The organism is Hephaestia mangrovi (genome assembly GCF_019880555.1).
Taxonomy (GTDB): Bacteria; Pseudomonadota; Alphaproteobacteria; order Sphingomonadales; family Sphingomonadaceae; genus Sphingomonas; species Sphingomonas mangrovi.
Genome location: NZ_JAINVU010000001.1, coordinates 25,762 through 39,874, shown reverse-complemented (window position 1 = coordinate 39,874; position 14,113 = coordinate 25,762). Strand labels below are relative to the sequence as shown.

Annotated in this window: 13 protein-coding genes; 7 read left to right on the top strand and 6 right to left on the bottom strand. The window is 65.3% G+C overall.

Features of this window, described 5'->3' with window-relative positions:
• Positions 1-359 precede the first annotated feature (359 nt).
• Both K7G81_RS00155 and K7G81_RS00150 read right to left on the bottom strand, forming a co-directional pair.
• Entirely contained in the window at positions 360-1,712 is a 1,353-nt protein-coding gene (locus K7G81_RS00155; protein WP_223028734.1) for an ATP-binding protein, read from the bottom strand.
• Positions 1,709-2,425 carry a response regulator gene (locus tag K7G81_RS00150; RefSeq protein WP_223028733.1) on the bottom strand — a complete coding sequence of 239 codons (717 nt, stop codon included), beginning with the start codon at positions 2,423-2,425 and terminating at the stop codon, positions 1,709-1,711. Before K7G81_RS00150 ends, K7G81_RS00155 begins: the two co-directional genes overlap by 4 nt.
• Positions 2,426-2,590: 165 nt before the next feature.
• Between K7G81_RS00150 and K7G81_RS00145 the strand changes: the two genes are divergently transcribed.
• The 3 genes from K7G81_RS00145 to K7G81_RS00135 all read left to right on the top strand — a co-directional run bounded on the left by K7G81_RS00145 (position 2,591) and on the right by K7G81_RS00135 (position 4,416).
• Positions 2,591-3,076, top strand: a complete 486-nt coding sequence (locus K7G81_RS00145; protein ID WP_223028732.1) for a hypothetical protein — start codon at positions 2,591-2,593, stop codon at positions 3,074-3,076.
• A gap of 78 nt (positions 3,077-3,154) precedes the next feature.
• Positions 3,155-3,592 carry an EF-hand domain-containing protein gene (locus tag K7G81_RS00140; protein WP_223028731.1) on the top strand — a complete coding sequence of 146 codons (438 nt, stop codon included), beginning with the start codon at positions 3,155-3,157 and terminating at the stop codon, positions 3,590-3,592.
• Positions 3,589-4,416: a sterol desaturase family protein gene (locus K7G81_RS00135; RefSeq protein WP_255586448.1), complete on the top strand. Its 828-nt coding sequence runs from the start codon at positions 3,589-3,591 to the stop codon at positions 4,414-4,416. Before K7G81_RS00140 ends, K7G81_RS00135 begins: the two co-directional genes overlap by 4 nt.
• A 232-nt stretch (positions 4,417-4,648) precedes the next feature.
• On the opposite strand, the gene K7G81_RS00130 is transcribed toward K7G81_RS00135, so the two are convergent.
• From K7G81_RS00130 to K7G81_RS00120, 3 genes are all read right to left on the bottom strand, one after another.
• The gene (locus K7G81_RS00130) at positions 4,649-5,647 is read right to left on the bottom strand and encodes a zinc-dependent alcohol dehydrogenase family protein (RefSeq protein WP_255586447.1); all 999 of its coding nucleotides are present in this window, start codon (positions 5,645-5,647) and stop codon (positions 4,649-4,651) included.
• A 62-nt stretch (positions 5,648-5,709) separates the two neighbouring features.
• Complete coding sequence (gene adhP, locus K7G81_RS00125) at positions 5,710-6,777, bottom strand: alcohol dehydrogenase AdhP (RefSeq protein WP_223028730.1); 1,068 nt, start codon at positions 6,775-6,777, stop codon at positions 5,710-5,712.
• Positions 6,778-6,807: 30 nt separating this feature from the next.
• The gene (locus K7G81_RS00120) at positions 6,808-8,199 is read right to left on the bottom strand and encodes an NAD-dependent succinate-semialdehyde dehydrogenase (RefSeq protein ID WP_223028729.1); all 1,392 of its coding nucleotides are present in this window, start codon (positions 8,197-8,199) and stop codon (positions 6,808-6,810) included.
• A 620-nt stretch (positions 8,200-8,819) separates the two neighbouring features.
• Here K7G81_RS00120 and K7G81_RS00115 point away from each other — a divergent pair.
• Positions 8,820-9,041 carry a hypothetical protein gene (locus K7G81_RS00115; RefSeq protein WP_223028728.1) on the top strand — a complete coding sequence of 74 codons (222 nt, stop codon included), beginning with the start codon at positions 8,820-8,822 and terminating at the stop codon, positions 9,039-9,041.
• Here K7G81_RS00115 and K7G81_RS17965 read toward each other — a convergent pair.
• The gene (locus K7G81_RS17965) at positions 9,015-9,377 is read right to left on the bottom strand and encodes an SDR family NAD(P)-dependent oxidoreductase (RefSeq protein WP_223029438.1); all 363 of its coding nucleotides are present in this window, start codon (positions 9,375-9,377) and stop codon (positions 9,015-9,017) included. The genes K7G81_RS00115 and K7G81_RS17965 overlap by 27 nt on opposite strands.
• 101 nt (positions 9,378-9,478) lie before the next feature.
• Between K7G81_RS17965 and K7G81_RS00105 the strand changes: the two genes are divergently transcribed.
• From K7G81_RS00105 to K7G81_RS00095, 3 genes are all read left to right on the top strand, one after another.
• Positions 9,479-11,701 (top strand): TonB-dependent receptor, encoded by a 2,223-nt coding sequence (locus tag K7G81_RS00105; protein ID WP_223028727.1) that lies wholly within the window; start codon positions 9,479-9,481, stop codon positions 11,699-11,701.
• Positions 11,702-11,782: 81 nt separating this feature from the next.
• Positions 11,783-13,378 (top strand): AMP-binding protein, encoded by a 1,596-nt coding sequence (locus tag K7G81_RS00100; RefSeq protein ID WP_223028726.1) that lies wholly within the window; start codon positions 11,783-11,785, stop codon positions 13,376-13,378.
• A 56-nt stretch (positions 13,379-13,434) separates the two neighbouring features.
• Positions 13,435-14,112 (top strand): TetR/AcrR family transcriptional regulator, encoded by a 678-nt coding sequence (locus K7G81_RS00095; RefSeq protein WP_223028725.1) that lies wholly within the window; start codon positions 13,435-13,437, stop codon positions 14,110-14,112.
• The last annotated feature ends 1 nt before the right edge of the window (position 14,113 follow it).

Here is a 14,113-nt window from a genome sequence, read left to right as displayed (position 1 = left end):
TTTATTGTCGCACCCAGCCTGTCAAACTTCGCTGGCAACCGGCGTTGGATCCAAATCATCGGCCCTTTGGCCGCTGCGACATCCACCGCGACCTTCTCACCCCTTGCGCGGCGACACGGATGGCCGGTTTCGGCATAACCAAACGTTCCGGTGGCGGCGGCGACAGTCAGCAGCGTCCCAGACCCGGTCAAGCGAGATCGCAGACGGTGAAGTGAACGGATGACCGCTATCAGGGAGCCGTTTAGCTTGTTCGAACGACAGTAATGTCGGCGATTACGGTCGGAAGGCGAGGCTGACGCGAAGCCCGAAATGAACATATACGGCGGCGGTTGCGAGTACCCCCGACTGAATTGCCACGGCTACGGAACAGCACTCGACGCCAGATATACGATACTGACCTTGAAGCCACCGGCATCGCTGTTCCCGAAGCTGGCTCTTGCACCGTCGCGAATCGCGAGAGACTTTACGATAGCCAGGCCGAGGCCGGCGCCGCCGTGATCGCGGTTGCGGGAAGGTTCCGCCCTGACAAAGGGTTCGCCAATTCGATCGACAAGGTCCGACGGGACTCCTGGACCGTCGTCGGTAACGACCAAATGCACTTCATCGCCGAACGTCGTGACCACGATCGTGACCGCCGTCGCATATCGCAGGCTGTTGTCGACGAGATTGTCGACGATGCGACGGATTGCGATGGGACTCGCGCGAACCATGGTTCCGGGTGAGGTGGTAAGTGAGAGACGGCCCGGGGGCGTCTCGCGCGCGGCGATTGCCGCGCGAACCGTCTCGCCAAGATCGATAACCGGCCTGTTCGCGCGATCGGGGCTGTCTTCCGCTGCCAAAGCCAATGTGTCGTCGAGCAGTGCCGACATTTCGTCGAGATCGCGCTCGGCGCGCTCGCGATGGCTCGGATCCTCGATATAATCGGCGCGCAGGCGCAGGCGAGTGAGGTAGGTTCGCATGTCGTGCGCGATCGCGGCAAGCATCCGTGTGCGGTCGGCGACCAGCCGCCGAATGCGATCCTTCATCTCGTTGAATGCGTAGGCGAGTTCGCGCACTTCGCGCGGCCCCGTCATCGGCAGATCGGGCGCGCCGAGATCCGCGCCGAACCGACGCACGCCTTTTGCGAGGCGGACGATCGGGCGCGTCGTCTGGCGCACCGCGAGCAGCAGGATGGCAAGCAACAGCAGGCCGCTGATCGCACCCAGCGCCGAGCGATCGCGCAGATAGCGGCGGATGGTCGGCGAAGGCTGACTGGTCAGCACCAGCGCGCTGCCGCCGTCGAGGCTGATCGAAACGGAGACCGGAGCGAAGAACCGCGCCGGCCGCGGCCGCGACCCGATCAGCCGGCCAAGCAGCGGTCGCCTGGCGTCCACTGCCACGGCATGGCCCGGCATAGCCGCTGCATAATATCGGGCCAGCGCGACGAGATCGTCGGTGGTGGGATGAAGCGAGGGCTCGACGCCGCCGCCGAGTTGCACCGAATACAGGCCGTTGTTGAACGAGCTGACCAAAGCCGCACGCGACTGCGCCGGCGCCTGCTCGATCGCCCCAACCATCGCCGCCGCTTCGCGCGGCCGCGGCAGGTTGTAGGGCCGTTGCTCGTCGCCGCGCGATGGCAGCGTCGTCGCCGCGACGATCAGCAATTGCAGAGCGACGAATCCCGCCAGCAGGATCGCGACGATCCGCACCGACAAATTGGTGCCCACCGTCATGCCCGGTCGACCGCCAGGGTGAATTGATAGCCGCCGCCGCGAATCGTCTTGATCAAGGCGTCGCCGCCGTCGCGTTCGGCGAGCTTGCGGCGCAGTCGGCTGAGCTGGACGTCGACCGCGCGATCGAACGCCATTGCGCTGCGCCCACGCGTCCAGTCGAGCAGCTGGTCGCGGTTGAGCACGCGCTGCGGGTGGGTGACGAAGCACAACAGCAGATCGAACTCGCCGCCGGTCAGCTCGAGCGGTCGATCGGCGGGACAGGTCACCGCGCGCGCACCCGCGTCGATCGTCCAGCCGCCGAACCGGTAGCGCTCCGTCGGCAGTGCCGAGACGACCCGCTGGCGTTCGCGCGTCCGGCGCAGGATCGCGCGGACGCGGGCGACCAGCTCGCGCGGGTTGAACGGTTTGGGCAGGTAATCGTCGGCACCGATCTCCAGCCCGACGATGCGGTCGATGTCGTCGCCCTTGGCCGTTACCATCAGCACCGGCACCTCGCCCTGCGCGTGCAGCCGGCGGCACAGCGACAGGCCGTCCTCGCCAGGAAGCATGACGTCGAGGATCGCGAGGTCGATCCGCTGGCGGGCGTGGAGCTGGTCGAATGCCGCGGCGGTCTCGCAGGCCTGCGCGTCGAAGCCTTCGCGGTGCAGCAGCTCGACCACCATCCCCCGGATTTCATGATCGTCCTCGACGACCGCGATCGTGCTGCCTTCCATGGCACGGCATTCCTGCCCGCTTCGCCGTCGCGCGCAAGCCCCGAGCTGCCGCGCGTTACACTTTGTCACACTTCGTCACCGGGCCGACGCACGCCGCTTACCGTCGGCGATCATACCGGCATGTGCGGGGGCAATAGTCCCGTCAATCACATGAGGAGTGACCCGATGTACAAGACCCTTTTCGCCACCGCCGCCGTTGCCGGCATGACGATCATGACGATGCCGGCTGAGGCGCAGGTCCGCGCCCACGGCCATATCAGCCATGTCCAGGGCGCCTATGGCGGCGGCGTCACCCGTTCCCGCTTCGTGGCCCGTCAACCGGGCTCTGCAAGCATCAACCGCAGCGTCCAGACCAACGGCAGCTACGGCTACACCAGCTCGCGCAATCGCAGCTACGCGCCCGGCAGCGCCTCCGGCACGCACACCGTCCAGGCGAATAACGGCCGCGGTTACACAACCGATCGCAACGCCAGTTGGGGCAATGGCAGCTACAGTGGCGGCAAGACGACGACCACCAACAACGGCACGACCTTCGGCCGCTCGACGACCGCCACCGCCAATGGCGATGGCAGCGCCGATTATTCGACGACGCTGACCGGCCCCGACGGCACGTCGACCACCGTCAGCGGCACCGTGTCGCGGACCCACTGACCGGTGCCCGCGGCCGCGCCTCACGCTCCCCCCCCCTCCCGGGGCACGGCCGCTCTAAAAACAAAGCGAGGATGATCGATGAAAACCCTGTATCTCACCATCGCCGGTGCCCTGCTCCTTCCCGCCAGCGCCGCCCAGGCCCGGTTCGGCCAGCGCGATCCGATGGCGGCGTTCGACGACGCCGATACCAATCATGACGGCGTGGTATCGCGAGCCGAGTTCCGCGCGGCGCGCGTCGCCCGTTTCGACCGAATGGACCGCAACCATGACGGCGCCATCAGCCGCGACGATTTCGGCCGGTTGCTCAAGTTCCGCCCGCAGGCCGGGCAACTGCTCGACCAGATGCTCGCCGAAGCCGACACCAACCATGACGGCCGCGTGACGCGCGGCGAACTCAGCCAGGCGCCGATGCCGCTATTCGATCGGGCCGACACCAATCACGATGGCGTTGTCGACGCCAACGAGCTCGCGGCCGCCCGCGACCGGCTGCAGCAGCTCAAGGAGATCCGGCGATGATGGAGCTGTCGCGTTCGCCCGCCTGGCTCGTTACCGTGGCTGTGATGGTGCTGGCGGAACGCGCCTGGCGATTGCACGCCCGGCGCGGCTATGACGGGCGAGCGGCGCTGACCACGCTTGGGCTGGTCGCGGGCAACATTCCCGCCGCGGTGATCAACGGCGCGATCCTGGGCGGCGTGTTCACCGCCGCCGCCGCGCTCGCCCCCGTTCACTGGCCGGTCCGCGACTGGCGGACCTGGGCGATCGGCTTCGTGCTGGTCGAGTTCGCCTATTACTGGTTCCACCGCGCCAGCCACCGCGTGCGGCTGATGTGGGCGACGCATTCGGTTCACCATTCCGCCGAGCAGATGACTCTGCTTGCCTCGCTCCGGCTGGGCTGGACCAACTTCCTGTCGCTGGGCTGGGCATTCTACCTGCCGGTCATCCTGCTCGGCTTCCCGCCGGTGGTGGTGGCGGCGCTGCTCGCATTCGACCTGCACTATCAGTTCTTCCTCCACACCGAAGCAGTCGGCCGGCTCGGCCCGTTGGAGTGGGTACTGAATACGCCGGCGCATCATCGGCTGCATCACGCCTCGAACGATCCCTATCTCGATCGCAATTACGGTGGCGTCCTTATCGTGTTTGACCGACTGTTCGGCACGCTGGCAGTCGAGCGCGCCGATGAGCCGCTGCGCTACGGCCTCGCGCACCGCGCGCCGACCGCCAATCCGGTGCGGATCGCGTTGCGGGAGTGGGGCGGGCTGCTTCGCGATGTACGGCACGCCAAAGGCCTTCGCGGCAAAATCGAAGCGCTGATATTGCCGCCCTCCGCGTTTGGCGGATGAAAATGAAAGTGTTGCTGAATTACCGATGCCTCCTTTTGCACAAGAAGCGCCCGATGAACCATCGTCCGCTTTTGATGCCTGACCAAGTTACATTGGATGATCGTTTTGTTGGCGGTTGTCGCCGAGTGATGGGAAGACATGTCACGCTCCCCTCACATGGCGAGATCCTTATGAACCTCGAATATTTTGGAAACCGCGATCGCGATTTCCCTGAAGTGCGCCGGAACGCCGCTCACATCAGCGGCACCAAGACCGCCGCGCCTTCCAGTTCGCCGCGTCTGAGTTTCGCGATGGCCTCGTTCGCTTGATCGAGCGGGAAGGCAGTGGTGATGGTCCTGATCCCCGCCTGATCGGCGATCGCCAGGAATTCATGGCCGTCTGCGCGCGTCAGATTGGCGACAGACAGCAGCGAGCGTTCGCCCCACAAGTCGTCATAGGGAAAGGACGGAATGTCGCTCATGTGGATGCCCGCGCAGACCACGCGCCCACCCTTATGAACCGCCTTGAGGGCCGCCGGCACCAGCGCACCCACCGCGGCGAAGATGATCGCCGCGTCGAGCTCGACCGGGGGCCGCTCATCCGATCCGCCGGCCCAGGTGCAGCCGAGCGAACGCGCGAAATCCTGCCCCGCCGCGTCACCGGGTCGAGTGAAGGCATATAGGTCGCGTCCCTGCCAGCGCGCGATCTGGGCGATGATGTGCGCCGAGGCGCCGAAGCCATAGAGCCCGATCCGCTGGCCGTCGCCGGCCATCACCAGCGAGCGGTAGCCGATCAGCCCGGCACAGAGCAGCGGCGCCGCCTCGACATCGCCGAAGCCGCCGGGGATCGGCAGGCAGAAGCGCGCATCGGCCACGGCATGGGTGGCATAGCCGCCATCGCGCGTCGCGCCAGTGAAGACGGGGTGATCGCAGAGATTCTCGTGCCCAGATCGGCAATAAGGGCAGATGCCGCAGGTCGCGCCGAGCCAGGGGATGCCGACCCGGTCGCCGATCGCCACGCCCGCCACGCTGTCGCCCAGCGCCTCGACGCGGCCGACGATCTCATGGCCCGGCACGATCGGCAGGTTGGCCGGCACCTCGCCGTCGATCACATGAAGGTCGGTACGGCACACGCCGCAGGCGAGCACGCGGACGCGCAGTTCGCCGGGGCCGGGCTGCGGCATCGGCCGCTCGACCCGGCGCAGCGCCGCGCCGACGCGATCAAGCTGCATGACGATGCTGGTCCCGGTCATGAATCCTCCAGACTGGACAAAAGGCGGCGCGCGGCGGATCGCCGCCGCGCCGCCCGCCACGGTCAAGCGGCGATGGCCGTCTCCTGTTCCGCCATCGCCGGCGTCTTTTCGAAATCGAGGACGATCCGTCCCTCGATCTCGCCTTTGTGCATCTTGTCGAACACCTGGTTGATGTTGTCGAGCACATCGGTGCTTACCGTCGCGCGCACCTTGCCGGCGGCGGCGAAATCGAGCGCTTCCTGCAGATCGAGCCGGGTGCCGACGATCGAGCCCCGCACGGTGGTGCCGTTCAGCACGGTGTCGAAGATCGACAGCGGGAAATCGCCCGGCGGCAGGCCGTTGAGCGAGATGGTGCCGCCGCGCCGGGCCATGCCGATCGCCTGTTGGAACGCCTTGGGCGAGACGGCGGTAACGAGCACGCCCTGCGCGCCACCGACCGCCTTTTTCACGAAGGCGGCGGGATCGGTGTCGCGCGCATTGACCGTCAATTCCGCCCCGAGCCGAGTTGCGAGCGCCAGCTTGTCGTCGTCGATGTCGACCGCGACGACGTTGAGCCCCATCGCCTTGGCATATTGCACCGCCATATGGCCGAGCCCGCCGATACCGGAGATCGCCACCCAGTCGCCAGGCTTGGTCTCGGTCGTCTTGAGGCCCTTATAGACCGTCACCCCCGCGCACAGCACCGGCGCGATCTCGACGAAGGAGACGTTGTCGGGCAGATGGCCGACATAATTGGGATCGGCGAGCACATATTCGGCGAAGCTGCCGTTGACCGAATAGCCGGTGTTCTGCTGCTCCTCGCACAGCGTCTCCCAGCCGCCCAGGCAATGCACGCAGTGCCCGCAGGCAGTGTAGAGCCACGGCACGCCAACGCGGTCGCCCTCCCTCACATGGGTGACGCCCTGCCCCACCGCGACGACATGGCCGACGCCCTCATGGCCGGGGATGAAGGGCGGCTTGGGCTTGACCGGCCAGTCGCCCTCGGCGGCGTGGAGATCGGTGTGGCACACCCCGGTCGCGGCGATCTTGACGAGGATCCGGCCCGGCCCGACCTCGGGCACCGCCACTTCCTCCATCACCAGTGGCTGGCCGAATTCGCGGACGACCGCGGCCTTCATGGTCTTCTGCATGATCGAACTCCTTTGCTGTCCGAAAAATTCTCAGAACGGCGCGTCGATATCGACGACGTCGATCAGCTTGTGATTGACGAATTCCTTGATGCCGAGGCCGAGCAGCTCGCGCCCGTAGCCCGAACGCCGCACGCCGCCGAAGGGCAGATCGGCCTTCACCATCGTCGGATGGTTGACGAACACCATGCCGGTCGAGATCTGCTTCGCCACCTCGGCGCCGTGCCTGGTGTCCGTGGTGAACACCGATCCGCCGAGCCCGAACGGCGAATCGTTGGCGATGCGGATCGCGTCGACCTCGTCCTTGGCACGGAAGATCATCGAGACGGGGCCGAAGAATTCCCAATAGCGCGCCGGATTGTCCTCCTCGACCTCGGTCAGGATAGTCGGCCGCACGAACGCGCCCTGATTGGGCGCCTCGGGGCCGACTTCCTGCGCCTTGGCGCCGTGATCGACCGCCTTGCGGATCATCGCCTTGAGATCGTCGGCGGCCTTTTGCGAAGAGAGTGGTGCCAGCGTCGTCTCCGGGTCCATCGGGTCGCCCATACGGAGCTCGGCGACGCCCTTGGTGTAGCGTGTCAGGAAATCGTCGTAGATTTCGTCGGCGACGATCATCCGCTTGGACGAGACGCAGACCTGCCCGCCGTTCCAGTGGCGGCCGAACACCGCCCATTTCACCGTCTTTTCCAGATCTGCGTCCTTCAACACGACGAAGGCATCGGCACCGCCGAGCTCCATCGTCGACTTCTTGAGCGCCTTGCCGGCAATTGCGGCCACCTCGGAACCCGCGGCTTCCGAGCCGGTCAATGCCACGCCATGGACGCGCGGATCATTGAGGATCAGCGGCACCTGCTCGTGGCTGGCGAACAGGTTGATGAAGGCGCCCTCCGGCAGGCCGGCTTCGATCATCAGCGCTTCGAAGGCGAGCGCGCTCTGCGGCACGTTGGCGGCGTGCTTGAGCAGCATCGTATTGCCGGCCGACAGTTGCGGCGCGATGATCCGCGCGATCTGGTAATAAGGGAAGTTCCACGGCTCGATGCACAGCAGCACGCCCAGCGGATCGGCGACCAGCATCGCCTCGCCTTCGGCCGGGTCGGACACTGGTAGCGGCTCGGGCTGGAGCAACATTTCAGCATTCTTGGCATAATATTCGAAGATGGCGGCCGACAACTCGACCTCGGCTTTCGCCTCGCTCAGCAGTTTGCCCATCTCGAGGGTCAGGATCGGGGCATAGGTGTCGATGTCGCGACGCAGGATGTCGGCGGCAGCCTGCATCACCGTGGCGCGCGTCGCGAAATCGGTTTCGCACCACCCCCGGAACGCCGCGTCGGCGCGGCCGATCGCCGCCATCACCTCTTCGTCGGTCGCAGTCGGGAAGGTCTTGAGGACTTCGCCGGTATAAGGATTGGTGGTGGCGAACGTCATGGGAAGTTCCTTTCTTGGTGAAAGGCGCGTCCGTCGTCGAATGGCGGGCTCGCCGGATAAAGGGGGATCAGCCGCCGACTTCGTTCAGCGCCTGGACCATGTCGCAGACGACGCAAGGCACGCACGCCTCGGCCAGCAGCACGTTCTTGTGCCCGGCATCAGCCCGGCGGCCGGTGAATCGCAAACCTGACGTCGATGTCGGCGGCCCGGAACGGCCTGACGAATTGGTATGGTTTCTGCTGCCCCCGGACGACGGCGAGGCCGTAGCCGGGCACGCACTATGCTGGAGGCATGACGCATGGTGACGGTCATCGATTCTTCACCGGGCTTTGGCTTCGAAGCGTCCGAAGCTGGTGCCTGGCGATTAGGAAATCGGCTGGTTTGCCGGATATGCGGGATAGTACTGACCCAGCAACAACTGCTTGGCGAAACCGCCGACGCAAGACCGTCCTTCCGGGACATCGCGTACTGTCGCTCGGGTCAAGAGCGACAGGCTTTCACTCTTCACCTCGCCCAGGGCAGAACGAGGAAGCGATGAATCACGCGTTCGTTTTCAGTGGAGGCTGCGAGTCGGCTCACGCCTGGAGAAGAAGGGGCGGCGCGAAGCTCGCGTCGGCAGCATGAACCTCGGGGGCGCCAAAACCGGTGTGATGGATAAGGACCGGATCGCCTTTGACTATGAGATGGTCCGTCCGGGGGTGTTCAAGGTGACACCGCAGCAACCGTTCAATCCCGGACAATATGGGTTCATCTATGCCCTGCAGGGCGGCGGGCCGGCCGGCGCAATGTCGGCCCGCGTATTCGACTTCTCCGTGTCAAAGTCGATGCCAAGACAGTCGTGAAGACCGTCTGCGCAGCCGCGGCCAAACGATGATGGCCGTGCTTGCCGATGCCGCGGCATTTTCGTGCGCCGCTCCATACGTTGTGGAGGGCGACACGATCCGCCGCGGCAATCTGCGTGTTCTGCTGGCGGTGCCAAGGATGCCGGCGTTGTTGAACGCAGCATCCCGCGGGCCGGGTTCGCTTTGTAAATTCGCGATCCGCTTATCGACCGTTTGTTCGTCCGCGACGTCGGTGGGCAGCCCGACAGCCTTTCGGCCATCGCGCTCGATCGTGCGGGCGACCTCGATCAGGGATTCTGCGCGACGGCCGGCAAGCGCCGCTGCCGTTCCATATATTCACTCATTGTATAATTAGTGTTGAATTGACCGCAAAATTGCGCCAGCGTGTGATCGTCAGCGCCAAAGATCGCTGAGATGCTGTTCCTTGGGAGGGGATCATGAAAACTATCGCTTGGTGTTTGTCGGTGTCGGCCCTGGCGCTTACGTGGTGCGGCACGGCAGCCGCGCAGACCTCGCCGCAATCGGCATCGGACACGCGAACGTCGTCGACGTCAGACGACTCGATCAATCAGGCATCCGACATCGTCGTGACCGCCGAACGCCGGACTGAGAATTTGGCGACCACGCCGATCTCCGCGTCGGTGCTCAGCGGCGCCGATCTCGCGAACAAGGGCGTTGTGAATGTCGACGCGCTGCAGTTCGCAATGCCTAGTGTGGTGGTCAACAATTTTGGCCAGGGCAACGATTTCAATATCCGCGGCATCGGCAAAGCCGAGCACAACACCCAGACGACGACCGGTGTGATCACCTATCGCGACGGCGTGCCGACCTTCCCCGGCTATATCCAGGAGGAGCCCTATTACGACGTCGCCAACATCCAGGTGCTGCGCGGTCCACAAGGCACGATCGTCGGCCAGAACGCCACAGGCGGCGCGGTGTTCGTCAACACCAACGATCCGATCATTGACGGCGGCGTCCACGGTTATATTCAGGGGCAGTACGGCAATTACAGCGATGTCGGCTTGCAGGGCGCGGCCAACCTGCCGATCAGTGACACGTTGGCGGCGCGCGTCGCGATCTACAGCGAGAAACGCGACGGTTTCTACCACATGACCGGACCGGGCGGGGCGCCCTATCGCGGCCACAATGGCGATCTGGGCGAGATGGCGGGTCGTTTCAGCCTGCTGTGGAAGCCAAGCGACAATTTCTCGGTGCTGTGGAAGACCGACGCCGCCTATCTCGATCTCGGCGGCTATCCCGCCGCTCCCTACACCCAGAAGGATCTGTTTCACCTGACAGCCAACTCGCCACAGGATGCGCGAGACAAGCTGGTCCGCTCGTCACTCAAGATGGACTACACCTTCGCCAACGGAATCAAGTTCCGCTCGGTCAGCGGCATCGCCAGCGGCGACACCAATTACACCGCGGACCTCGATGGCACCGCGACCGGCATCGAAACCTTTTTCGACAAGGTCCACGAATTCCAGTTCAGCCAGGAATTCAATCTGATCTCGCCAGACGACCAGCGCATCACCTGGCTCGCCGGCGCGTTCGGGCTGTGGAACACCTACACGTTCCGCAAGCCCTATCAGTTCGTCATCGATCTGGCCGGCGCGGCGGCGCCCGGCATCCCTGCCTATATCTATTCGCTGCAGGGGCGGAATCCCGAACGTTCGCTGGCGGTGTTCGGCCAGGTCGGCTTCGAGATAACGCCGCGGCTCAAGATCGAGGCGGGCGGCCGCTACACCGCCAGCCGGTCGACCAACCATGTCGACGTGATGCAATATGGCGCCTACATCCGCGACGACCAGCGCGTGACGTCGGACAATTTCTCCTACAAGGTGTCGCTCGGCTGGAAGGCCAGCGCGACACAATATCTCTACGGATTCGTCGCCACGGGCTTCCGGCCCGGCGGGCTGAACGTGCCGGTGGGCCTCGGCAATCCCGCGCCGTTCAAGCCTGAGCGGGTGACCTCCTACGAGGCGGGCTGGAAAGGCGATTTCGCATCCGGCCATCTCAACCTGTCATTCGACGGCTTCTACAACGACTATAAGGACTTCCAGGTCATCGTGGGCTATCCGACGATTCCCACTTTCGGGTTCGAACTGAATGTTCCCAATACGACCCGGATCTACGGCGCCGAAGCAGAGGCCAACCTTCATTTCGGCGGCTTCGCAATCAATGCCGGCATCAACGTCCTGCACAGCGAGTTGGGCCAGTTCTACGCGGTTGATTCCCGAACGCCAGCGAGCGGCTTGCCGAGCGATCCTGTTCTGCCGTGCGATCCGACCACCGGCCCGCCCAGCACCCATTGCGTCAGCCTGAAGGGTCAAGAACAGACCTACGCGCCTAACATGACCTTCAATATCGGCGCGCAATACGAGTTGAAGCTCGGCGACAAGGACACGATCACGCCGCGCGTCAATTTCGGCCATGTCGCCGCACAATGGGCAACCTTGTTCGAGAATCCGGCGCTGGGCGACCGGCTCGGCGAACGCAATGTGCTCAACGCGCAACTCGCCTGGGCGCATGGCGGCCTGTCGCTCACTGCCTATGCCACCAACCTGACCAACCAGCATTATGCCGGCGCGCTCAACAGCGGACTCTATTTCGCCGGGCCGCCGCGCCAGTACGGCATCAAGCTGCTCAAAGTGTTCTGATTCCCCGGGGCCGGCGCCGACGCGTGGCACGCGCGTCCATCGCCGGCCCTTGCTTTGTCCCTTCCAGTTCCCGAAAGACCGATGCAACCTTACGGCCTGACTGTCGACAAATTCCTCGACCATGCCGCCAAATGGCACGGCACGCACGAGATCATAGCAGGCGATGCCGGGCGCGTCGTCGGCCGCAGGAGCTATGCCGCGTTGCGCGCGCGCAGCAATCTCATGTCCGGTGCGCTCGCATCGTTGGGGCTGGCGCCGGGCGATCGGATCGGCACGCTCGCCTGGAACACGGTGCATCATCTAGAGCTGTATTATGCGGTGATGGGCGCGGGCTATGTCTGCCACACGCTAAATCCGCGCCTGACGGTCGCCCATCTCGCGGCGATGGTGAACGAGGCGGAGAACCGGGTGCTGGCGGTGTCCGCGAATCTGGCGCCGATCGCGGCCGATCTGGCGCCGCTCTGCCCGACGATCGAGCATATCCTGGTGATGGACGGCGACCCCGCCGAGCCGATCGCCGCCACCGCGAAGGTCTGGCTGTACGAGGCGTTGCTCGAGGAATATGGCGCTGCGGCTCCCTGGGGCGATTTCGATGAGAATGCACCGGCCGGGCTGTGCTACACCTCGGGCACCACCGGCGCGCCCAAGGGCGTGCTCTACACCCACCGCTCGAACTATCTCCACACCCTGCGCGCGCTGCAGGCAGACGCCACCGGCCTGACCGGAGACGACGTCGTGCTGCTCGCAGTGCCGATGTTCCATGCCAATGGCTGGGGCATGCCGTTCGCGGCGCCCGCGGTCGGCGCTCGACTGGTGCTGCCGGGGCGGCATACCGATGGCGAGAGCCTGGCGCGGCTGATGCGCGACGAAGGCGTCACCCTGGCGATCGGCGTGCAGACGGTGTGGCTCGGCGTGGTCGACCATCTCGACGCCGCCGGTGGCGACCTGCCGGCGCTGAAGCGGGTACTGATCGGTGGCTCGAACTGCCCGGACGCGCTCATCCGGCGGCTCGAAAAGCGGCTCGGCGCCGGCGTGCAGACCAGCTGGGGTATGACCGAATTGTCGCCGGTCGGGACCATCGCCCCACCCGGCGCGTCGGCAGCGACTAGCGCCTCGGGCCGCCCGCCGATGGGCCTCGACCTCAAGCTGACCGACGCCGACGGCGTCACCCTGGCCGAGCAACGCGGGACGCTCGGACATCTCCGCGTCAAGGGGCCGAGCGTGGTCGATCGCTATTACGGCGCCGAGGCGGACGCGCTCGACGAAGAGGGCTATTTCGACACCGGCGACCTGGCGATGATCGATACCGCCGGCAATCTCACCATCTGCGGCCGCGCCAAGGATCTGATCAAGTCCGGTGGCGAGTGGATCAATCCGGCCGAGATCGAGGCGATCGTCGGTGCCGATCCGACGATCGACCTGGTCGCGGTGATCGGCCGCAGCGACCCCAAATGGGGCGAGCGCCCGGTGCTGGTGGTCGAGCCGTGTCGCGGCGAGCGCGTCGAGGCGGGCAAGCTGATCGACGCGCTGCGCGGCCACGTCGCCGACTGGTGGCTGCCCGACGAGGTCGTCGAGGTACCGGCGATGCCGCTGGCAGCGTCGGGCAAGATTGACAAGAACCGGCTGCGTGCCGATTACGCGGACGGAAAGATCACCGGCCGGCGGGTCGGTCGTTGAACGCGCGTCCTGCACGGTTTTGATACGGCCGATCCCGCCATCAACAGGGATAGGCGATGGCGACAGCACCGACCAAACGCCGCCGCCGCAGCAAGGCGGAGCAGCGCGCCGAGAGCCTGGAGCAGATTCTCGACGCCGCCGAATATCTGTTTTCGAAGAACGGCTTCTATGGCGTCACATTGCGCGACGTCGCGCAGCGCGTCGGCATCCACACCACGCTGATGCATTATTATTTCAAGGACAAGCGAGACTTGTTCGAGGCGGTGTTCGAACGCCGGGCCGGCGGCACCAGCGGCCGCCGCATGGCCGCGCTCGACGCCTATGAGAAAGAGGTCGGCGATCGCCCTACCGTCGAGGGCGCGCTGCACGCCTTTCTCGATACCGACCTCGATCTGTATCGCGAGGGCGGCGAGCCGTGGATGAACTACGCCGCCTTCTGCGCGCGGCTCAGCAACACCCCGGAGGGCGCGGCGCTGATGGACCAGTATTTCGATCCGGTGGTGCTCAAGCTGGTGAGCATCCTGAAGCGCGCGTTGCCCGATTACGAGGAGGAGGATATCTTCTGGGGCTATCACTTCGTCACCGGCGCGCTGATGAACACGCTGGCGCGCACCGGCCGCATCGACCGCCTGTCCGGCGGCGTCTGCCACTCGGACGACTTCCTCGCCGTGAAGAAACGCATGGCGCGCTTCATGGCCGCCGGCATCCTGTCGCTGAAGGAGGATGCCGGCTGAC